The following is a 21,180-nucleotide window of genomic DNA, read 5'->3' on the forward strand; positions in this document are numbered from 1 at the left end:
TGCATAGAAAAAAGAACGCCCGGTCATAGTAAAAATGATATTCATCAAGAAAGGAGCGGGGTGTATGGGAAAAGACCGTCAGGAGAAAAAGCTGAAACAATCGCGGCGCGTCGAGTCCGACCGCGACCAGTCATTCGCCTACAAAGGCGCAGCCCGGCTTGATACGCCGGAAGAAGCGCGCGAACGGAACGGGCAGTAACAACGCGGCCGCCTGTGGAAAACCTCGCTATACGCGATCATAATAAGAAAAGGGTGTTCCGGCCTTTCTCGGACACCCTTTTTTTACACTTAGGTTATTTCAATTTTTTCAACTGCTCGCCGATCACTTCGCCGAGCTGGAAGCCGCGCGATTCCGCCGTTTTCGTATACTGGCTGTAATCTTCCGCCGGAGCGGCCGTTTCTTCCTCAAGCAGCGCGCGGATGCTTAAGGAAATGCGGTGCTCGGCCTCGTTGACATCGAGCACTTTCGCTTTCACTTCATCGCCTTCTTTCAGCACTTCATGCGGCGAACCGATGCGGCGGTTGGCAATTTGCGATACGTGGACCAATCCTTCGACGCCCGGGAAAATCTCCACGAACGCGCCGAATGAAGCAAGCCGCTTCACAGTCCCGGTGACGACATCGCCCGGCTTCACTTTTTCGCTGATGCCTTCCCACGGACCCGGAAGCGCCTCTTTGATGGACAATGACAGACGCCCGTTCTCCGGGTCGACGGCCAGCACTTTCACTTTCACCGCATCGCCTTCTTTCACCGCCTCGGACGGATGGGCGACACGCGTATGGGAAAGCTGGGAAATATGTACGAGCCCATCAAACCCGCCGACATCGACAAAGACGCCGAAATCGGCAATGCGGCGGACGACGCCCTCGAGCACTTGGCCCGGCTCAATGTGGGAAAGCAGCTCTTTCTGCTGCCGCTCTTGCTCTTCCTCAACAACAGCGCGGTGCGACAAAATGACGCGGTTTTTCTCGCGGTCGAGCTCCACCACTTTGACGGCGAGCGTTTTTCCTTTGTAATCGGAAAAATCTTCAACATAGTGCGGTTCAACAAGCGACGCCGGAATGAAGCCGCGCACGCCGACATCGGCGACAAGCCCGCCTTTGACGATGTCTTTGATGACCGTTTCAAACGCCTCGCCGTTTGCGAACTTGCGCTCAAGCTCTTCCCACGCCCGCTCGGCATCGACTGCCTTTTTCGATAAAATGAGCAGCCCTTCTTCCCCGTCTTTGCCTTCTTCCACTTTTTTGACTTTCGCCGTCACTTCATCCCCAACAGCAACGGCATCGCTCGGCTTCTCGATATGCAAATTCGACAGCTCGCTGATTGGGATGATGCCATTTTGCTTGCTGTTTTCGACTTCGACAAGCACTTGCTTGTCCTCAAGCTTCACCACTTTGCCGCGGACGATATCGCCCACTCCATACACATTCACTTGCACATTCATTTCTTCTGTCATCGTAAAAACCCCTCCTTCATCGACTGGCGATCCTGCCAAAAGCGCGCCTCGCGCCGAGGCCGCGGCCGGCTGTCGGCAAAATAAGGACGCTTTTCTAATTAGTATACCATATTTTCTCAATCAACATGTACTATAATGCTTACTGATGTTGTTCAAGCAGTTGGCGGATATGATCCATAATGTAGTCGGCCGCCTCCTCCGGGCTCGCCTTCCGCGCGCGCAGCGGCGCCATATCAATCGGCGCCCCGTACACGACTTTGAGCGGCACAAACGGCCGGTACGGGCCAATGATCGCACATGGAACGACAGCCGCATCGGTGCGCAAAGCGAAAAAGCCGACGCCGGGCAGCGCCTTTTTCAGCCGGCCATCTTTGCTGCGCGTCCCCTCGGGAAAAATGCCGAGCACTTCGCCTTGTTTCAGCACCTCAAGCCCTATGCGCAACGCCTGGCGGTCGTTCATGCCGCGCTTTACGGGAAACGCGTGCAAGTTTTTGACGAGCGTTTTCACCACCGGAACGCGAAACAATTCTTCTTTCGCCATAAACCGAATCGGCCGCGGCGCCGTAATGCCGACGACCGGCGGATCTAGGTTGCTGATATGGTTGGCGCAAAGAAGCACCGCGCCTTCTTTTGGAAAGCGGTCAACCCCGATCGTTTGAATGCGGTACAAAGGGGTGAGCACTCCTTTGACGATTCCTTTGGCGAAGGAATAAAAATCCACCGTCATCCAATCCTTTCATTGACAACTTCCATAATGCGCGCCGCCACTTCTTCGACCGACAACGACGTCGTGTCGATTTCCACGGCATCCGGCGCCTTGCGCAGCGGCGCCGTTTCCCGCTCCGAGTCAAGGCGGTCGCGGCGGGCGATCTCTTCTTTCAACGTTTCAAAGTCGGACGGAAAGCCGCGGGCGATGTTTTCCTCATGCCGGCGCCGCGCCCGCTCCTCAACCGAAGCTTTTAAGAAAATTTTCACCTCGGCATTCGGCAGCACGTTCGTTCCGATGTCGCGCCCATCCATGACGACGCCGCCGCCTTTGGCCATGGCGCGCTGGCGGGCGACCATCTCCTCGCGCACCAGCGGATGCTGGGCGACGAACGACACCGCATTCGTCACCGCCTCGCCGCGAATGATGTCCGTGACGTCTTCGCCGTTGACAAACACGAGCTGCCCTTGCGGCGAAGGCTGCAGTTCAATATGCGTATGGCGAAGGAGCGACAAGAGCGCTTGCTCATCATGGACATCGACGCCGCATTGGAGCGCCCGGTACGTCAGCGCGCGGTACATCGCGCCCGTATCAATATACACGTAGGAGAGGCGTCGGGCGATCAGTTTGGCAACCGTGCTTTTTCCGGCTGCCGCAGGTCCGTCAATGGCGATGTTAATCCGTTGTTTCATAGTTCCTCCTGCTTTGTCTAAATCATTTGATCAGGGCACAAAGAAAAATGCAGGAAACTCCTGCATATTCTCATGTTCATTGTACCATATCCGCCGTCAGCGGTCGACGGCCGTTTCGATCGTTTCTGTTTTTGTCGGCTTGGCGACTCCCTCATACTCATATACTTTGCCGATATAAAGCGCCGCCGGCGTGTACAGAACAAGCCATTGGGCGATGAGCAGACAAATCGCCTGAATCGCGACAAGCTTCCATAACAGCTCTTCGATCCGCTTCATGGCGAACAACCCCGCCTTCCGTTTTTTCTAGCAGTATTCCACGCCGTCGCCTTATTTATTCCCTTCTCTTCTCTTCAAGCTGCCGTTCGAAGCTGTAGCGGATGAGCCGGACGCGATCTTGCGAGGCGAGGCCGGCAAACTCGACCGACATTCTCGCCCCGCTGTGCTCGTCGACAGCCATGCGGACGACCGTCGCCTTCGTGCGCACATAATGACAGTCGCCGGAGCGCATCGTCAGCACGAGCCAAAGCTCGACTGACATGCCGGGGCGCAGAAGCGGCGCGTGCGTCATCGGAATGTAAAGAGCGGCCCCGCCTGCGCTAATATCGGCTGTCATCGTCACAAACGGGGCAAACTCGCCTCCACCAAGCGGGTGGACGGCAGCGTCAACATTCGCTCTCACCCGCACATAGCGGCGGCGCTGAATGCGGATGACATATTCGTCGCCTCGGTAATCCAAGACCACCATTGGCAACGGATCATGCACTTTCCCTTTTACCTCGGTGTCAAACATGTATAACGTTCCTTCTTGGCTGACAAAACTTGCCTTAAACTGCATCCCGTTTAACAAATACACTGTTTTTCCCGTCTGCTCGTCAACGGGGTAGCCAATATGGATCGCCCCGCCGTCGACGGCAAGCACTTTGCTTCGGTATTGGCGTGCCGAGCCATCAAGCGGCTCGAGCCGAATCGGATCCCCAATTTTGATCATCATGTTTCCGCTTCCCCTTTTCAGCTGGATGCCGTTTTTGTACGATCATTATACCACAGAGTGGGCGCTTGAGGCGGACGGAAACAAAAAGGAAGCCATGTTTCAGGCCTCCCTCTGTTTTCATTCGTAATTCGGTTCGACGCTTTCAAGCTTTTCCACTTTTTCCTCTATGCCGGTTGACGCGTTCATAAACAGCTGATACGTATCATCACCGAGCGTCCCTAAAAACTCGTAGCAAAGCACTGGCTTTTGCAAGTCGTTCATAATGACCGCCTGGCGCTGTTCCATTACCTTTAGATGCGGATTCAACTTTTTCTTCACTTCTTCGGCAGTGATCGCCGGTTTCGGCAGCGGGCGCGGGATGGACGACGACAAATAGTCGCGCGCCGTAAAGCCGACGACATGGCCGTTGTCAAGCGCCACTTTCATTTGGATCGCTTCCGGGTAGATGCGGACGCCGTTTTCGCTTTTCACAAACGTGAGCACGGCGACGTTATCGTACTGTGTGCTGTCATACAGCTCAAACCCGGTGAATTTGTGCCGCTTCAAAAACGCCATTCCGCGGTTGGTCGCCTCATGCAGGCTGATCGTCGGTTTGCCAACCGGCCGGCTGTTTAACACCCAAATTGGATAGCCGCCGTTTTTCGTTATATCCATGTAAATATCGCCTTTTGTTTTCGGATCGTGAATCGTCAAACTGTAAAAGCGTTCGTCGGCCCCTTTGCCGCTTTCCGTCACCTTGATCTTCTCCGTTCCTTTCAAGCCGAGAAAATCGCGTGCGATCCGCTTTGCTTCATCTTTGGAAACCGGGCGGCCCTTCGCGCGGACGAACCCTTTTTCCTCGTTGGCCAGGCCGATGAATGACGGACCAAACTCGGACGAACTTGAGAACGTATTAACATTTTTTTCGACCGCTTTGAAGCCGTCAATGATGATGTTGTCTTCTTTTTGATCGTTCGTTGCCAGCGCCAGTTCGACGTCCATCCAGCGCAAATTGTTTTCCAAGACTAAATGCTGCACATTGCGCAGCTCTTGGCGGATCGCCCCGGCACTTTTATACAGCCCTTGCAGCGTCTTATACTCTTCTTTTGTCAACGGCTCCTCTTGCAAATCACGCACTGCGGTCCGGTAGGTGAATTCACCGATTTGCGACAAAAATTCTTGCGTTTTGTTAAACGGCAAAAGCGACAGCGGCAGCTGGCCGACATCGGAATGAGCTTCCGAGGCAATTTTCCATATTTCAGCGAGCGCCGGCGACAATGACGCATGCGAGTTCATCGCCAGCGTGGCGCCCAGTTTATCGTGAAGCAAGTCAATTTGATAGGCCAGATCGTGAAAGGCGCGCTGATAGTTGTTCTCCGCATGAATCAAGATCGCATTTTTCTCTTGATGCTCGCGATAGCCCCAGTAACCAGTGCCGACGACAGCGACGACAAGCGCTGCAATCAGTAAGTTTCGCACCATCTCGTCTCCCTCCTTTTATTTGCAAAAAATATGGTTTCCAATCCGCTTGATTTGCGGCCGGCTCCAAATCCAAGCGCTTGTCGCCGTCGCCGGATTAAAGTAGTAAATGGCCCCGCCGGTCGGGTCCCAGCCGTTGATGGCATCGAGCACCGCTTTTTTCGCCGTTTCGTTCGGCGTCAGCCAAATTTGTCCGTCGGCCACTGCGGTGAACGCCCCAGGCTGAAAGATCACCCCGGCAACCGTGTCCGGAAACGACGGGTGTTCGAGCCGATTCAAAATGACGGCCGCGACGGCTACTTGCCCGATGTACGGCTCACCGCGCGCCTCGCCGTAGACAGCATTCGCCATGAGTCGAATGTCATTTTGCGAAAACCCTTTCGGCACATTGGATGCTGTCGTTTTCACCGTTCGCCTGCCGCCTCCGCCGCGCTTTTTCACCTGCTGGCTGAGCGGAATGCCGCCGTAATGGGTGAACTCGTTTCCTTGACGGATTTGCTCTTTCACAAACGACTCGTAATATTTCGATGCGTTCACGAGCTTTCGTTTCGTCTTGGGGCCGGCCAGACCATCGACCGGCAGCCCGTATTCGTATTGAAAGTTGCGCAGCGCCCAATACGTGCGCCAGCCGAACACGCCGTCAATCTTTCCGTTGTAAAAGCCGAGATACTGCAGCCGCGCCTGCAATTCAATGACATCGTCGCCAACCGCGCCACGCTGAATCACCTGCGGGGAAAAAGCAACCGCATGGCCGGCTGGATGCATCCATGTCATCAGGCCGATCAACATGAGCATGACCAATTTCCTTGCCATATGCAAACCTCCTGTCAACCCTCGTCATTTTTACCCCTATTTTTCTTCAACTTCTCCTTTTTATGCAGAAAAAACAAAAAAAGCCAAGCATGTTACGCCTGGCTTTTCACGGATGGCATCTTCTCAACGCGGACGGATTCTTTCACTTGTTTCACTTTGCGCAACGCCACCCACCATAAGATGAGCATGAACGGCCCCATGTAATACCCCCACTGCTTTTGGGCGAGCAGAATCCAGTCGTAAACGCCGTGAAGGAAAAACGGCAGCAAAAACGACGCCCATAAATAATAGCGGCGCTTTCGGCCGGCAAATTTGGCTTTGCCAAAATAAAACCCCATAATGACGGCAAACAGGGCATGGCTTGAGACCGGCAAGAGCGCCCGGGCGATTGCCGTGTCCACTCCGTTGGCGAGCAAATACAAAATGTTTTCGAGCGTCGCAAATCCGAGCGAAACGCTGGCGCTGTACACAATGCCGTCATACGGCTCATCAAATTCGTCATGGTCGTAGACAAAAAAATAGACGACAAACCATTTGACGAACTCCTCAAGCAGCGCCGCCGAGAAAAACGCCTCGGCAGCCGGCGAGGAGACGATCCCTTCGGCAGCGAGCACATACTCAATAAACATAATCGGAAAAACGAGCAAGGCGCCGAAAAAAAACATGCGCAGCACAAAGGAGAGCGGCTCGGCCTCATACTCGTCCTTTAAATAAAAATAGCTAAGCAGCGCCACCCCGGGGGCGACGCCGGCAGAAATCAACGAAAACATGCCGATCCCCGTTTCTTTGTCGGTTTATCTCTATCGTACCACGAAACAGAGCGATGAAAAAGACGAAATTGCCAAGCGGCCCGCCGACCTAATAGGCGAACAAGCCGTCAACGGCGGCGCCGGCGGCGAGAGCGACGGCGAGCTTGATGCGCGCTTTTTTCGCGTCATAGTCGCTGCCGAGAATGACCCCTTTTTTATGCAAATCATAGGCGCTTCCCACGTAATCGTACGTTGTATACACCGCCCCCTCCTCAGCGCTCGTCGTCACCACGACCTTAATCCCGTCGTTGACGGCCTTGACGATTTCATCCACCATGTTCGGCGCCACTTGCCCGCGGCCGACTCCTTCAAGCACGATTCCGGCGACGCCGCTTTCCCGGGCCGCTTTAATAAACTTGCCGTCCGCCTCCACGTAACATTTCACAATGTCGACAGGCGGAAGCGGATGCACGAGCCGGAAATGCTCGCGCCGGATCGGCTTTTGGTACACGTGCACTTCATCGTTGTCGATAATGCCCAAATAGCCGAACCCGAATGCGTTGAACCCTTGAATGTTGGAAGCATGCTCCTTTTTCACATATTTCGCAGCAAAAATGCGCTCGTTGAATACGACAACCGTCCCCGCCCCGCGCAGCGTTTCAGCGCACGCGGCATAAATGGCATGGCGGATGTTGATATACACATCGCTCCCTAAATCAAACGGCGCCCGCTGCGAGCCGGTGACGACGATCGTCCGCGGATCGTCAATGGTCAAATCAAGAAAATACGCTGTTTCCTCGAGCGCGTCCGTCCCGTGGGTGACGACGATGCCATCCACAGACGGATCGGCGAAATGCGCCTCAATCCGCCTTTTCAATTCAAGCCAATGCGAAAACGTCAAATGCATGCTCGGGAGCTGAAACACGCTCTCAACCACCACTTCAATTTCCTTTGGCAAATGGCAGAGCGAAGCGAGCTCTTCGCCGCTCAATGCTCCGGCCGTTAGGCGGCCGGAGCGCTCATTTCGTTTGCTGGCAATCGTGCCGCCAGTCGTCAGCAGCACAACTTTCCGTTCAGCCACATTCGTCACCCTCACTTTCCCGTTTTCCATCACAGCGCCCGTTTCCGCCGTGCGGATGCAAGTATAGCGGCTTTCGGGCCGCCGCTTCCCGCTCGCGCCGGGCGATGCAGGCGGCGATAGCGTCCCCATGGAAACGGCCGTTTTCGATAAAAATTTCGTTCGCATTATTGCCGGCCGCAATCACCCCGGCGATAAACACCCCTGGGACGTTCGTTTCCATCGTTTCCGGGTCGTAGTGCGGCCGGCCGCTGTCCGGATCGACGCCGACGCCGATGTTCATTAAAAAGCGATGGTCCGGATGGTAGCCGGTCATAGCGAACACGAAATCATTTTTGATCGTTTTCGTCTCCCCGTTCACTTCGTAAATGACCGCATCTTCCGTGATCTCTTTCACATGGGCATGAAATTCCATGCGAATGACGCCTTTTTTCACAAGGGCGTCAAATTCCGGCAAAATCCACGGCTTAATGCTTTTGGAATATTCCCCGCCCCGGTAGAGAACCGTCACGCGCGCCCCGGCTTTGACGAGCTCCATCGCCGCATCGACGCTCGAGTTTTTGCCGCCGATGACAACACAGTCCGTGTTGAAGTACGGATGCGCTTCTTTAAAGTAATGCATCACTTTCGGCAGCTCTTCCCCCGGCACGTTCATATAGTTCGGATGGTCGTAATAGCCGGTGGCGATGACGACGTACTGCGCGCGGTACGTCCCTTTTGTCGTTTCAATCAGAAATGCTCCATCTTCCTGCGGCTTGACGGTTTTTACTTCTTCAAAAGCATTGACGCGCACTTGCTTGCGAACCACGACTTCCCGGTAATAAGCGAGCGCTTGATTTCGCGTCGGCTTCCGGTTTTCTGTAATAAACGGCACCCCGCCGATCTCGAGCCGGTCGCTCGTACTGAAAAACGTCTGATGCGTCGGAAAACGGTAAATCGAATGGACGATGTTCCCTTTTTCGATTACAAGCGGCGAAAACCCGGCGTCTTGCAAGGCAATCGCCGCCGCCAGCCCGCACGGTCCGCCGCCGACGATGATGATTGTTTCTTTCCTCATGTTTTTGTCACCTCGCACGAAGCAAAAAATCCCCTATCTTATGATAGGGGATTTCGCGAAAGCTTGCAAACATCACTTGCTTGCTCGCCTCACACCCAGCCGCGGAATCGGCACGCTTCCGCCATTTTGCGAACGCCGACCATGTAAGCGGCAAGGCGCATGTCGACGCGGCGCGTCTGCGCCATTTCATACACGTTATTGAACGCTTTGACCATCACTTTTTCAAGCCGCTGTTCCACTTCTTCTTCCGTCCAATAGTACCCTTGGTTGTTTTGCACCCATTCGAAGTACGACACCGTCACGCCGCCGGCGCTCGCCAGCACGTCCGGGACGAGCAAAATGCCACGTTGCGTCAAAATTTCCGTCGCCTCGAGCGTCGTCGGCCCGTTCGCCGCCTCGACGACGATGCTCGCCTTAATGCGCGGGGCGTTTTCAGCCGTAATTTGGTTTTCGATGGCCGCCGGCACTAAAATATCGCAATCGAGCTCAAGAAGCTCTTTGTTCGAAATCGTATTTTTAAACAGCTTCGTCACCGTGCCAAAGCTGTCGCGCCGTTCGAGCAGATAGTCGATGTCAAGGCCGTTCGGATCGTACAGCGCGCCGTACACATCAGAAATGCCGACGACTTTCGCTCCGGCGTCGTGCAAAAATTTGGCCAAATAGCTGCCGGCGTTGCCGAACCCTTGGACGACGACGCGCGCGCCTTCGAGCGACAGGCCGCGTTTTTTCGCCGCTTCACGAATGCAAATCGTCACTCCTTTGGCCGTCGCCGTTTCCCGGCCATGCGAACCGCCGAGGACAAGCGGTTTCCCGGTGATGAAGCCCGGCGAATCGAACTCGCGGATGCGGCTGTACTCATCCATCATCCACGCCATAATTTGCGAGTTTGTAAACACATCCGGCGCCGGAATGTCTTTTGTCGGCCCTACGATTTGGCTGATAGCGCGCACGTAGCCGCGGCTTAAACGCTCCAGTTCGCGGAACGACATCGTGCGCGGGTCGCAGACGATCCCGCCTTTGCCGCCGCCATACGGCAAGTCGACGATGCCGCACTTTAAGCTCATCCAAATCGACAGCGCTTTCACTTCGCGCTCGGTGACGTCTGGATGGAAGCGCACCCCGCCTTTCGTCGGGCCGACGGCATCGTTATGCTGCGCCCGGTAGCCGGTAAAAATTTTCACCGATCCGTCATCCATGCGCACCGGAATGCGAACGGTCAGCACGCGGATCGGCTCTTTCAAGAGCTCATACACCTCTTCCGGATAGCCGAGCTTTTCCAACGCTCTATGTATAACAATTTGTGTCGACGCCAGCACGTCGTATTGTTGCCCCTTCTCTTCCGTATGCTTATCGGCTGCCATACGTAAACCTCCTATAAGCTCGCTATAATAGTTTGTCGCCTTCCATGTCATAGTATACACCTTCTGTCGGCATCTGCAAAGGAAAAATGATGAAACGCGCGAACCGCTTTATGGAAGCCTTTCGCGCGAAAAAATAGACTCCTTGTCCATATAAAGGAGTCTTGGCTGCGCCCTAGTTGGCCCGAAAATAGTGAACGAGCTGCGCAATGGCGCGCCGTTCGATCAACTGTTTTCCATATTCTTGCACACGGTGTATCGTTATCGTGGCCGGGTTGCCAAACTCGGCCAGCAAGGCGACAAAGTTGTCGAGCGGAATCGGCGGTTCCTCGGCAACGTGCAAGTAAAAGCGGCCTTGGTACGAATAAAGCGTGCCGTCGAGGCAGCCGACCGCATGCAGGCGATGAGCAAGCTGGATGACATCTTCGAACGCTTGGAATTCGTAAAATATGTCATCGCTCTCATCGAGCGTTACCTGCATCTCAATGTAATCGTCGGCGAATTCTTCTTCCATGTCGTCGTAGTCACCTTCATTCGTGACGATAACGACCATGCCCTGTGCCGGTAAAGAGTAGACTTCGACCGCGATCGATCCGTTCACCTCAAAGCCGAGCTCTTCGCTCGCTTCCTCGATCATATCGCGGAACAGCTGATGGACTTTAAACGTGTCCTTCCACAAATCGTCTTTCGTCAACCCGCGGTCCAGCAAATCGTCAAACGTCAAGAAAATTTTAATTTTGTTGTGGGTCAAGCGCTCAAGACGCATCGGCACCCCTCCTTACCTACAGAGCCATCTCTTACCGTTATTGTATGACGCAATCGGCAATTGGTTCGTTTATTGTGTTTATTGTTATTAATGAGTTTACATCGTTTTCCCGGTTTTAGACAAGCATTTTTTCTCGGGTGTCGGTTTTCCGGGCACAATCGTGATGAGATGAGTCTCTGCCGGCGCTCCGAGGCGAAGCGGCACCCCGGTCGTCCCGTAGCCGTTACTCGTCAACACCGCCGTGCTGCCCTGCCATTTGAGCCCTCCTTTTTCATACAACCCAATGGAAAAGAAGCGAATTTGTCCTCCATGCGTATGGCCGCTCAGCACGAGTGAAATGTGCTGCTCCTCTCTTAGGCGAGCGACGATCGCTGGGTTATGGCAGGCTAATATACGAAATGATTGAGGCGGAACGTGTTCGAGCGCCCGATCGATATCCGCCTCCTTTCGGCTTACGTCGCCGACGCCGATGAGCGCGACCGGCACACCGCCGTGCTCCCATACTTTCGCTTTGTTTTTGAGCACGTGGACGCGCTCTTCCTCAAACACTGATTGAAGATCGTAGTCGACTTCGTCATCATTGTTTCCCCAAACAAAATAAACAGGAGCGACCTCGCGCAACCGACGCACATTTTCACGGACGCGCGCTTCGGGCACCCCTCTTTCGGCCAAATCCCCGCCAATCACGACAAGATCCGCTTTTCCCCTTACTTCCTCAAGCATGCGTGACGAAACGATCCGCCGATGAATATCAGAAATAAAAAAAATCGTAAGCGGCGGCCAATGATCGAGAAAATGAGGAAACGACAGGATCACGTGACGAACCCGGTTGCTGTGCGCTTCTTTCCACATATAACCAAGCAAAACAAGAAAACTCGTGATCATTCCCCCGATGATCATACTCCCTCCTGCTAAAGCCGATCATCTTTGGTCAACCGGCGGTCTCTCATCGTCATCATACCATAAAAAAAGGAAAAAACGAAAAAAAGCGCCGCCAGCGGCCAATGAAACCGAAACGCCCAATAAAAATGGCCGAGCGCCGCCAAACTAGCCACCCATTCCCCGACACGAAACCGCCGGCCGGACAACAGGCGCACCGTCCCGCCGACTGCCGCGCGGATGAGCGCCCCGTTGGCAGCCGTCCCGAACCAAAAGCAAACGAGCGCAAGCCATGTCCGCAGCGGGGCAAACAGCAAATCGGTCAAAAACCGCTCCAGCGAGAACGGCTCGAGCGGCGGCAGCCAGCGAAAAAACAAATACGTGCACAAAACAGCGGCCATGGCGGTCATCGATAGACGGCCCATGGTTTCCTCCTTAGCCCGATCCTCATTATTCGTCATGGCAAACAGGCATGAACGACATGGCTCCATCATACATATAGACTGAACTTTGCCAAAAAAGGGGGGGGTTTTATGTTTACGACGCGCAAACAATATGAGCCGTACATCAGCCCGTTTGACCCGTGCCCGCCGATCCGCGTCAAAACGTACGTCACCGCGCCCAACTTGTATGTCGGCTTCCAACCGCCGAATTTGCCGCAGTTTCCGCTGCGCGAGGCGTTGATGAAAGGAACGCTCTGGCAAGTGTTTTACGATCCTTACTACAGCCCTTACGAAACGAAGGGAAAAGGTGATCAAAGCACAGCTGGATGGGCCCCCATTCAGCTGTTTTCATAATATAGGTTGATGTCGTACTCCCGCTTCAGCCATTCAAACAGCCGGTGACGCCCATTCCATTGTTCTTCATTTTTCCATAAATCGATGCTTTTCTGGATAATTTCGCAACGGAGGGCATGAAAGTCGTCTTCCGCCTTTTCACTTTTTCCTTTATAATAATAAACAGCCAGCCAATACACCGTACATAACAGGAGCAAGATGAAAAGGTGGGCCGGGGCGGCAAAAAACCAGGCGAATCGTTCGCTCCACGCCGTGATCGCTGCAGCGTTGGCAATGATATAAAGAAGGAACGCGGCCAAGCCGGCCAACGCGGCCGCCTGCAAAAGCCTGGACCGCTTTTCAAGCCGCTCCCATTTTTTCTTTTTTTCAATGACGGCAAGCAACATTTCTTTTGTCACTTCATCGAGGGAAAATTCATCCGGAAACCGGGTCATGGCGCTCTCCCCTTGTCCGTATTCTATTGTCCATCATATGCGGGCAACAGACAGATTAGAACAAAGGGGAACGGCGGGCGCAACCGCTTATTCCGTCTGAGCGGGGAACGGAATGCGCAGCGTTTGCCCCGGCTCGAGCCGGCTCGTTGACAAGCCGTTTTCTTTTTTGATGATCTCCATGGCGGCAGGCGTGCCGTAATATTTCATCGCAATGCTATAGAGCGTTTCGTTCGCCGCCACCACATGGGTGATGGTCTGCGCGTCGGATTCGCTTTTTGCCCCGTCACCCGCGGCGCGCTTCGGCTCTGATGTTTGTTCCGCCTTCGCGCCATCTTCTTGAATAATGCGCACCGTCTCCCGGCTGCCGCTTTCTTCATGGCGGACGACTGTGACCGTTCCAGGCTTTGACTGGGCATAGTAAACAGCCGTCACCGCAGCCGGCAGCGTTAAAAACAAAAACGCGAGCAAACGGACGGGAATGTATTTTCGTTTTTGCTCCTCTTTTTGCCGCCGCCGTTTTAGGCGCGATGGCGGCGCCCCCGCGCTTGACGCCGGGCGTTTTTTCCGCGCCAGGCGCCCCGATGCCTCTTCCATCGCTTCACTCCCTTTCTTCCTCTGCCCCCCGTTTGAACCGAACATGTAAGGCAAGCACAAAATCGATCAAAAAGTGAGCGGTGATGGCGGCCCATAAGCTGTCAGTCTGCTCGTAAAGGACGCCGAGAAAGAGACTGAGCAGCACGACGACCATAAACAAAAACCATTTTTCCAAATACCGGACGTGCAGCACGGCAAAAATGGCGCTTGCCGCCCAGAGCCCCCAATGCGTCTGCACAATGCCGCGAAACAGCCATTCTTCCGTCACCGCAATGAGCGCACATAAAAAAAAGAGATGCGGAATCGAGCGGCCGCGGAATATTTTTTCATTGACGCCGCCGTCATCATGCCAATCGTCCGGCAAATAGCGCATCGCCAAAAACTCGGCAGCGAGCACGAACGCCGCCCCGCCGGCTCCGTACACGAGCACATCGCGCAGCTCAAACTGCCAAAGCCGACGCCACTCCTCCCGAGCAAATAAAAACAGCGAGCTGCCGCCGGCCAAAAGCAGCAGCAACCCTTGCGTGATATAAAGATGGATGAGCACTTCGCGGTCTGTCATCTGTTTGATTTGTTCACTTTGCCGCCTCATCGCGCCGCCTCCCGCCAAAAAACATATGCCATAGCTCCTCGCGCCAAGGCCGGACGGGCGCCGGCTCGGGACGGCGGCCGTCCGCCATGAAACGGTCCGTCTCCAGGCCGCAGTTGTCGCAGCAAGCATCCGGTTTGTCCGATAGCTCCTCCCCGAACGCGCGGACAATCGCCGCGCGCCGGCATGAAGAGGCGTGCACCCATTCCTCCATTTCGCGCAATTTTTTTCGCTTCCAACGCCGCCGCGCCTCGATGGCAGCGGCCATCCGTTCATACAGCCGCTCCTTCGCCGCGGCCGTCAGCTGTTCGGGCGCCGCTGTTTGTCCCCATTCTAAAAAGTACGCCAACAGCCGTTTTTGTATGTCCGTAAATCCGCCGGCATCAACCATAGCGCGCCATCCACCGCCGACGGCGTCTTCCGGCAGCCGCCGGCACCACTCGCGGAGCGCAGTCGAGTCGGGAAGCTCCGCTTCGGCGACCGCCTGGGCGATCGCCCGGTCGCCGTCCGCGTAAAACAATACCGCAAGGCTTGGCGCCCCATCACGCCCGGCGCGCCCGATTTCCTGCACATACGCCTCAAGCTGGGCCGGCATATGAAAGTGAAGCACAAAACGGACGTTTCCTTTGTCCACCCCCATGCCGAACGCGCTTGTGCAACAAACGATGTCGAGCTCGTCATATAAAAACTGCTGCTGCACAAGCAGCCGTTGTTCCCCATCCATGCCGGCGTGGTAATAGGCGACCCGCCCCGCCCCGTTTTGCGCCAGCCGGCGCGCCATTTCTTCAGCCCACTGCCGGCTTGAAAAGTACACGATCCCCGGTCCTCGGAGCCGTTTCGCGCATTCGGCCAAGCGCGCAGCTTTGTCCTCAACCGATAAGCAATGTTCCACCGCCAAGGCGATGTTCGGGCGGTCGACGGAATAAATATGGCGGCGCGTCCGCTCCATCCCGAGCGTGCGGATGATGTCCTCCTGCACTTCCGGCGTAGCCGTCGCCGTCAGCGCCAGACACGGCGGCGAACCGAGCGCATGGCGGACCGCTCCGAGCTTCAAAAAGTCCGGGCGAAAATCATAACCCCACTGCGAAATGCAATGCGCCTCATCGACGACAAACAACGAAACACGCGCGCGCCGGAGCGCCGCCAAAAACGTTTCAGATTGCAGCATTTCCGGTGAGGCATAAATAAAGCGAAAATCTGGAAGCGAGGCGAGGGCTTGCCATTTTTCTTCCGCATCGAGCAAACTATGGAACGCGACAACGCGCTTTTCACCGCGCCGGCGCAGCTGCTCGACTTGATCTTCCATTAAGGAGACGAGCGGCGAGACAATGAGCACGCTCCCCGGGAGGAAATACGCCGGCAGCTGATAGCAAAGCGATTTGCCGCTTCCAGTCGGCAGCATCGCCAGCACATCGCGCCCGCTGAGCACGTCTTCGATCACATCGCGCTGTCCGGGCCGAAACGACGCGTGCCCGAACCGCTCATGCAATGTTTTCGTTAATTCATCCAACGTCCCACTTCCTTTGCCAACACGAGCCGAATTTCAAAATAACTCGCTATTCCGCCAAGCGCCTCGCGAATACGCTTCAGCTTGCGCGTCCCGAGCGCCCGCGCCGCGGCCTGGATCGCCGCCGCCCTTTCAGCGGCGACAAACGGGTCGATCGAAAAATCGGGCACATTGGCGGCCAACTCGACGACATGATCCTCGATTGTACTTTTTTTCAAGCGCCGAAGGGCGGCGATTTCGTCGATTGTCTTTCCTTTTTGCAGCCATTCGTACGTTTTTTGCGCCGATTGTGTCAGCTGCACCGGCGCCAGCCCGGCCATCAGCTCGGCCATCACCGGGGCGCGCCCGGCTTCGGCTTCAGCCATCATATAATGAAGCGCGTTGCGAAACTGAAACTGCACATACAGCACATCCTTTTGCAGCCAAGCGGCAATTTGCTCCGCCGTCCAGCCGATGCGGCGGGCGCTTGTCAGCCGGAGCGCAAACACCGTCGCCGCTTCTTCAGAAACAGCCGCAAGCAGCCGGATGAGCTCGTCATAAAGCGCCCGCGCCAACGTTTGGCGCGATCCCTTGCCCAGCAAATACTGCTTCACCCATAACAGCGTCCGCTCGTCGCGGCAAATGGGGATAAAACGCTGTCCATGGGAGAGGTTGGACAGCGTCTGCCCAATGAGCGACAGCCGCTGCCAAAAAAGCGGCTCGACCTCATGGTAGCGCCAGCCGTTCACATAGCGGGGGAACGATGCCGCCTGTTCATCGAGCCAATGCCGCCCTTTTTCCGTCAATATATATGTCCGGTCATGGACGGGCGCGGCCCGCTGCTTCCGAACGAGCACGAGGGCCGCCTCCTCCAATCGGTCCATCGTCACGTCTTTCCATGTGCCGAAAAACGGCGCAAGTTGAAACCATTTGCAGTCTTGCAGCGTCTGGGCTGATTTTTTTCCAGACAACAAATGGTACACCGCTGCCAGCGTCCGTTCACCGTTTAGGCGGCGCAAGCAGTGGGCAAGCAAAAACGAGGCGTAACCGTGCCGCATCTTTGATTCCTCCCCGCCTCTATTGTAACAAAAATCGCACAAGCCGTTTGCAATGAAAAAACGATTTTGGAACAAAAATAAACAAGGGACATATGTGTAAAAATACAGGAGAGCGATTTTTTAGTTGAAAAGCGGGGCGAACGGTCTTATTATAAAAAAGTGAAAAGTTCATTTCCGAGCAGGTAACACGGAGATGACCCATCCGTTTCCAAAAAATTGGGGAGGTTCGATTTTTATGCCAAAGTATACGATTGTCGATAAAGAAACATGTATTGCCTGCGGAGCATGCGGCGCGGCAGCTCCGGATATTTACGATTATGACGAGGACGGCATTGCCTACGTCACGCTTGACGACAACCAAGGGATTGTCGAAGTGCCGGACATTTTAATCGACGATATGATGGATGCGTTTGAAGGCTGCCCGACCGAGTCGATCAAAGTCGCTGACGAGCCGTTTGACGGCGATCCAAATAAATTCGACTGAAATCTCCCCTCTTGCCGAATCGGCAAGAGGGTTTTTTGACGAAAGCGTGAAAAAATGCCATTTGACAAGTGGCGCGCCGCAAGGGAACATGCTACAATAAGATTGTCTTGCCCGCCCTGGGCGCCGGCGGGCGAGTTTTCATGCGTACATAACAACCAAAAAAGGAGGAACGGGTTGTGGCATTCGAAAATAAAATTGTCGAAGCGTTTATCGAAATTCCAACCGGCAGCCAAAACAAATACGAGTTCGACAAAGAGCGGGGCGTTTTCAAACTCGACCGCGTCTTGTACTCCCCGATGTTTTACCCGGCTGAGTACGGCTACTTGCAAAATACGCTGGCGCTCGATGGCGACCCGCTCGACATTTTGGTCATCACAACGAATCCGACATTCCCGGGCTGCGTCATCGATACGCGCGTCATCGGCTTTTTGAACATGGTCGACAGCGGTGAGGAGGACGCGAAGCTCATCGGCGTGCCAGTCGAAGACCCGCGCTTTGATGAAGTCCGCTCGATTGAAGACCTGCCGCAGCACAAGCTGAAAGAAATCGCCCACTTCTTTGAACGGTACAAAGACTTGCAAGGCAAGCGGACGGAAATCGGCACATGGGAAGGGCCGGAAGCTGCGGCAAAACTGATCGATGAGTGCATCGCCCGCTACAACGAACAAAACAAAAAATAATCGCCTAAAACGTTGTACATCCAATGCGAACCTCAGCTATTTCCGAACAATCCCGCCTATATCTTTGGATATAGGCGGTTTTCTTTTGGAAACACGAACATTCCCCAAAACAGAAAGCGTTGTCATTGGTATGACTTCTTCGCTTTCCATTGACAGAAAGCGCTTTTCTATGTTAAATTATCAGAAATTTAACATCTTCGAAACAGAAAGGGGCACCTGCTGTGGTTCGCGTACTCGTTTCCGACGCCATTAGCGAAGAAGGCTTGGCGCCGCTCCGCACATCGGCGCACATCGACATCGTTCAAAAAAACGTGAGCGAAGCGGAGGACGAATTGCACACGTTTGACGCCTTGCTTGTGCGCAGCGCAACGAAAGTGACGGAAGAATTGTTGGCGAAAATGCCGAAGCTGAAAATTGTCGGCCGCGCCGGGGTCGGCGTCGACAACATTGACGTCGACGCCGCGACGAAACGCGGCATTGTCGTCATTAACGCGCCGAACGGCAATACGATTTCCGCCGCAGAGCATACGTTTGCCATGATGGCTGCGCTCGTCCGCCGCATCCCGCAAGCGCACATTTCGGTCAAATCGCGGGAATGGAACCGCTCGGCGTTTGTCGGCAACGAGCTGTTCGGCAAGAAATTGGGCATCATCGGCTTCGGCCGCATCGGATCAGAAGTAGCAAAGCGGGCACGGGCGTTCGGCATGACCGTGCACGTCTACGACCCGTTTTTGACGAAAGAGCGGGCGGAGAAGCTCGGCGTCTCCATCCATTCACTTGATGAGGTGCTGGCAGTCGCCGACATCATCACCGTTCATACACCGCTGACGAAAGAAACAAGAGGCTTGCTTGGCACGGAAAATTTGGCGAAGACGAAAAAAGGGGTATACTTAATCAACTGTGCTCGCGGCGGCATTATTGATGAGCAGGCGCTCATTCCGTTTTTGGAAAGCGGCCATGTCGCCGGTGTCGCTCTCGACGTCTTTGAACAGGAGCCCCCGGGCGACCACCCGCTGCTGGCGTTTGATAATGTCATCGTTACGCCGCATTTAGGGGCGTCGACGGTTGAAGCGCAACTGAACGTCGCCACCCAAGTCGCTGAAGAGCTGCTCCACTTTTTTGAAGGGCAGCCGGTCACATCCTCGATCAACCTGCCGGCGCTGTCGAAAGACGTCTATGAGAAAATTCAAGCATTCTATCATTTAGGCCGAAAGCTCGGTTTAATTGCTTCGCAGTTTATGAACATTCCGGTTCAAGAGCTGTCGGTCACCTACGCCGGCACGGTCGCCGATTTGGAAACGACGTACATCACTCGCAGCTTGCTTGCCGGCTTCCTGCGGCCGCGCGTCGCTTCCACCGTCAATGAGGTAAACGCCGCCATGGTCGCCAAAGAGCGCGGCATCACATACGGCGAAAAATTCTCTGATGAGACGCACGGCTATGCAAACTGCATTTCGCTCACTGTCCATGGCGAGAACAAAACGTTTACGATCAAAGGAACGCATGTGCCGAACTACGGCGACCGCATCGTCCATTTTGACGGCGTCACGATCGATTTCGCGCCGGAAGGCCATCTCCTTTACATTCAGCACCACGACCGCCCGGGGATGATCGGGAAAGTCGGGAACGTGCTCGGGGCGCATAACGTCAACATCGCCACAATGCAAGTCGGCCGCCAAGAAGCGGGCGGAAAAGCCATGATGATCCTATCGCTCGACAAACCAGTCGATGACGCGGTATTAAAAGCGCTGGCGCAAATTGACGATATTGAAACCGTCAAACGGCTCGAAGCGTAACGAAAACAAAAAAAGCAGGGTTCCCAAACGGGAAGCCTGCTTTTTTTCATCGTTGGCGGCGCAACGCCTTGCAACAGGCGCCCATGGCTGCCTTCTGTGCATGGCGGCCTGTTTCCGCCGTCCATTCTGCTTCTCATATTTCGCAACCTTTGCATAATATACAAAAAAACACCCCGGATATTCGCATCAAAATAATTTTTATACAAAAATTGTAAAATAACTAATTTTTATTCGGTCAAATCGGGCTTATTTCGAATTTTTATTCAAGGTGCGAAATGTGAGCTGCTTAACCGAGCGGCACCGCTTTCCGCTCGCCTTTCGAGAACGTCATGAGTTCGGTATAGCCGACGCTGCGGGCGAGTTCAACCGCCTTGTCAAAGTCGGCGCCGACATCGCCCGGCACGTGCGCGTCCGAGGACAACACGATCGGAATGCCTTTGTCATAGCACATTTGCAGCAGCCGCGGATCGGGATACAGCTCGCCGACCGGCTTGCGCAGCCCGGCCGTGCTGATCTCGACGCACGTCTTCGAATTGGCGAGCGCTGTCGTCGCCCGGTCGTATTGCTCAAGCAAAAACTCTTCATCTTCCGGAACGTATTTAAAAATTTTCACCAAATCCAAATGGCCGATAATATCAAATAAGTTCGACTCGGCGAGCGTTACGACTTGGTCAAAGTATTTGCGATATGTATCATACAAATCGCGCCGTTCCCATTCACGGCGGAACTCGACTAAGTCGATGCCGAAATCGTCGACCCAATGGATCGAACCGATGACATAGTCAAACTCGTACGAGCGGATAAACGCAGCCATTTCCTCATGTTTGCCGGGAGTGTAATCCATTTCAATCGACATTTTCACGTCGATTCCGGCATCCCACGCTTCGTGGAACAAGCGGACATAGTCGGCCATATCGTAGCACCGGCGCGCCTCCACCCACGGGTTGGACAAAATGTTTTTCGTTTGGTAAAAATGATACGCATGCTCGGAAATGCCAAAATGCTGAATGCCTTTTTTCGCGGCTTCATCGGTGAACTGGCGCAAATAATCGAGCGTCAGCGTCCCCCGCTCCAAATGGTTGTGATAATCAGTCAGCACAGTGTTTCTCCCCTCCTGCTGTTTTTTTCATTATAACGCATCACCGCAAGAAAGGACAACCGTTTGGCGAATCATCACCCAATCATCCGTTCGCGCCGACGAGAAACAACAGCCCGACGCATACCGCGACGCCGGCGACCGCCAAGAGCCGTGTCATGA

Annotated in this window: 24 protein-coding genes and 1 pseudogene; 5 read left to right on the forward strand and 20 right to left on the reverse strand. The window is 54.6% G+C overall.

Going from position 1 to position 21,180, the window contains the following annotated elements; all coding sequences use genetic code 11:
• The first annotated feature begins 64 nt into the window (after positions 1-64).
• A complete protein-coding gene (locus ETC02_RS06175) occupies positions 65-199 on the forward strand; it encodes a YpzI family protein (protein ID WP_064502497.1) in 135 nt (44 codons plus the stop codon).
• Between the two features lie 94 nt (positions 200-293).
• Here the strand turns inward: ETC02_RS06175 and rpsA are convergent, their stop codons facing one another.
• The 14 genes and pseudogenes from rpsA to ETC02_RS06245 all read right to left on the reverse strand — a co-directional run bounded on the left by rpsA (position 294) and on the right by ETC02_RS06245 (position 12,429).
• The gene (gene rpsA, locus ETC02_RS06180; protein WP_044744936.1) at positions 294-1,457 is read right to left on the reverse strand and encodes a 30S ribosomal protein S1; all 1,164 of its coding nucleotides are present in this window, start codon (positions 1,455-1,457) and stop codon (positions 294-296) included.
• Positions 1,458-1,596: 139 nt separating this feature from the next.
• On the reverse strand, positions 1,597-2,184 hold the full coding sequence (locus ETC02_RS06185; protein WP_033010535.1) for a lysophospholipid acyltransferase family protein: 588 nt from the start codon (positions 2,182-2,184) through the stop codon (positions 1,597-1,599).
• The gene (cmk, locus tag ETC02_RS06190) at positions 2,181-2,855 is read right to left on the reverse strand and encodes a (d)CMP kinase (RefSeq protein WP_033010534.1); all 675 of its coding nucleotides are present in this window, start codon (positions 2,853-2,855) and stop codon (positions 2,181-2,183) included. Before cmk ends, ETC02_RS06185 begins: the two co-directional genes overlap by 4 nt.
• 96 nt (positions 2,856-2,951) lie before the next feature.
• Positions 2,952-3,131, reverse strand: a complete 180-nt coding sequence (locus ETC02_RS06195; RefSeq protein WP_033010533.1) for a YpfB family protein — start codon at positions 3,129-3,131, stop codon at positions 2,952-2,954.
• A 55-nt stretch (positions 3,132-3,186) separates the two neighbouring features.
• On the reverse strand, positions 3,187-3,843 hold the full coding sequence (locus tag ETC02_RS06200; protein ID WP_050368686.1) for a flagellar brake protein: 657 nt from the start codon (positions 3,841-3,843) through the stop codon (positions 3,187-3,189).
• A 120-nt stretch (positions 3,844-3,963) separates the two neighbouring features.
• Positions 3,964-5,307 (reverse strand): germination protein YpeB, encoded by a 1,344-nt coding sequence (ypeB, locus tag ETC02_RS06205; protein WP_063210401.1) that lies wholly within the window; start codon positions 5,305-5,307, stop codon positions 3,964-3,966.
• A 15-nt stretch (positions 5,308-5,322) separates the two neighbouring features.
• Positions 5,323-6,099, reverse strand: coding sequence for a spore cortex-lytic enzyme (gene sleB / locus ETC02_RS06210; RefSeq protein WP_371810118.1), 777 nt, complete (start codon positions 6,097-6,099; stop codon positions 5,323-5,325).
• Positions 6,100-6,209: 110 nt separating this feature from the next.
• Positions 6,210-6,887, reverse strand: coding sequence for a glutamic-type intramembrane protease PrsW (gene prsW, locus ETC02_RS06215; RefSeq protein WP_053532290.1), 678 nt, complete (start codon positions 6,885-6,887; stop codon positions 6,210-6,212).
• 88 nt (positions 6,888-6,975) lie between these two features.
• The gene (locus ETC02_RS06220) at positions 6,976-7,947 is read right to left on the reverse strand and encodes an asparaginase (protein ID WP_044744942.1); all 972 of its coding nucleotides are present in this window, start codon (positions 7,945-7,947) and stop codon (positions 6,976-6,978) included.
• A gap of 70 nt (positions 7,948-8,017) precedes the next feature.
• A pseudogene (locus ETC02_RS06225) lies at positions 8,018-9,001 on the reverse strand (YpdA family putative bacillithiol disulfide reductase); the annotation flags it as partial.
• 89 nt (positions 9,002-9,090) lie between these two features.
• On the reverse strand, positions 9,091-10,362 hold the full coding sequence (locus ETC02_RS06230) for a Glu/Leu/Phe/Val family dehydrogenase (RefSeq protein WP_050367463.1): 1,272 nt from the start codon (positions 10,360-10,362) through the stop codon (positions 9,091-9,093).
• Positions 10,363-10,534: 172 nt separating this feature from the next.
• Positions 10,535-11,125 carry a genetic competence negative regulator gene (locus ETC02_RS06235; protein ID WP_033013981.1) on the reverse strand — a complete coding sequence of 197 codons (591 nt, stop codon included), beginning with the start codon at positions 11,123-11,125 and terminating at the stop codon, positions 10,535-10,537.
• 96 nt (positions 11,126-11,221) lie between these two features.
• Positions 11,222-12,025, reverse strand: a complete 804-nt coding sequence (locus tag ETC02_RS06240) for a metallophosphoesterase (protein ID WP_050367464.1) — start codon at positions 12,023-12,025, stop codon at positions 11,222-11,224.
• Positions 12,026-12,036: 11 nt separating this feature from the next.
• Positions 12,037-12,429 (reverse strand): hypothetical protein, encoded by a 393-nt coding sequence (locus ETC02_RS06245; protein ID WP_044730990.1) that lies wholly within the window; start codon positions 12,427-12,429, stop codon positions 12,037-12,039.
• Positions 12,430-12,537: 108 nt separating this feature from the next.
• Here ETC02_RS06245 and ETC02_RS06250 point away from each other — a divergent pair, with 108 nt between their 5' ends.
• Entirely contained in the window at positions 12,538-12,801 is a 264-nt protein-coding gene (locus ETC02_RS06250; RefSeq protein ID WP_044744944.1) for a spore coat associated protein CotJA, read from the forward strand.
• Here ETC02_RS06250 and ETC02_RS06255 read toward each other — a convergent pair.
• The 5 genes from ETC02_RS06255 to ETC02_RS06275 all read right to left on the reverse strand — a co-directional run bounded on the left by ETC02_RS06255 (position 12,786) and on the right by ETC02_RS06275 (position 16,962).
• Positions 12,786-13,235 carry a YpbF family protein gene (locus ETC02_RS06255; RefSeq protein ID WP_050367465.1) on the reverse strand — a complete coding sequence of 150 codons (450 nt, stop codon included), beginning with the start codon at positions 13,233-13,235 and terminating at the stop codon, positions 12,786-12,788. The genes ETC02_RS06250 and ETC02_RS06255 overlap by 16 nt on opposite strands.
• A gap of 87 nt (positions 13,236-13,322) precedes the next feature.
• Positions 13,323-13,829: a LysM peptidoglycan-binding domain-containing protein gene (locus ETC02_RS06260; RefSeq protein WP_033010522.1), complete on the reverse strand. Its 507-nt coding sequence runs from the start codon at positions 13,827-13,829 to the stop codon at positions 13,323-13,325.
• Between the two features lie 4 nt (positions 13,830-13,833).
• Entirely contained in the window at positions 13,834-14,421 is a 588-nt protein-coding gene (locus ETC02_RS06265) for a CPBP family intramembrane glutamic endopeptidase (RefSeq protein ID WP_033013974.1), read from the reverse strand.
• The gene (locus tag ETC02_RS06270) at positions 14,405-15,928 is read right to left on the reverse strand and encodes a RecQ family ATP-dependent DNA helicase (protein WP_050367467.1); all 1,524 of its coding nucleotides are present in this window, start codon (positions 15,926-15,928) and stop codon (positions 14,405-14,407) included. Before ETC02_RS06270 ends, ETC02_RS06265 begins: the two co-directional genes overlap by 17 nt.
• Complete coding sequence (locus ETC02_RS06275; protein ID WP_033013972.1) at positions 15,916-16,962, reverse strand: YpbB family protein; 1,047 nt, start codon at positions 16,960-16,962, stop codon at positions 15,916-15,918. The genes ETC02_RS06270 and ETC02_RS06275 overlap by 13 nt, the downstream gene beginning before the upstream one ends.
• A 235-nt stretch (positions 16,963-17,197) precedes the next feature.
• On the opposite strand from ETC02_RS06275, the gene ETC02_RS06280 reads away from it, so the two are divergent.
• The 3 genes from ETC02_RS06280 to serA all read left to right on the forward strand — a co-directional run bounded on the left by ETC02_RS06280 (position 17,198) and on the right by serA (position 19,922).
• Positions 17,198-17,446, forward strand: a complete 249-nt coding sequence (locus ETC02_RS06280) for a ferredoxin (RefSeq protein WP_008879661.1) — start codon at positions 17,198-17,200, stop codon at positions 17,444-17,446.
• 176 nt (positions 17,447-17,622) lie between these two features.
• Complete coding sequence (locus ETC02_RS06285; protein WP_020754674.1) at positions 17,623-18,126, forward strand: inorganic diphosphatase; 504 nt, start codon at positions 17,623-17,625, stop codon at positions 18,124-18,126.
• 221 nt (positions 18,127-18,347) lie between these two features.
• Positions 18,348-19,922 carry a phosphoglycerate dehydrogenase gene (gene serA, locus ETC02_RS06290; protein WP_047818613.1) on the forward strand — a complete coding sequence of 525 codons (1,575 nt, stop codon included), beginning with the start codon at positions 18,348-18,350 and terminating at the stop codon, positions 19,920-19,922.
• Between the two features lie 286 nt (positions 19,923-20,208).
• On the opposite strand, the gene ETC02_RS06295 is transcribed toward serA, so the two are convergent.
• The gene (locus ETC02_RS06295; RefSeq protein WP_033010517.1) at positions 20,209-21,021 is read right to left on the reverse strand and encodes a histidinol-phosphatase; all 813 of its coding nucleotides are present in this window, start codon (positions 21,019-21,021) and stop codon (positions 20,209-20,211) included.
• Between the last annotated feature and the right edge of the window lie 159 nt (positions 21,022-21,180).

Origin of the sequence: Geobacillus sp. DSP4a, from assembly GCF_013096875.1 — a bacterium.
Classification (GTDB): Bacteria; Bacillota; Bacilli; order Bacillales; family Anoxybacillaceae; genus Geobacillus; species Geobacillus thermophilus.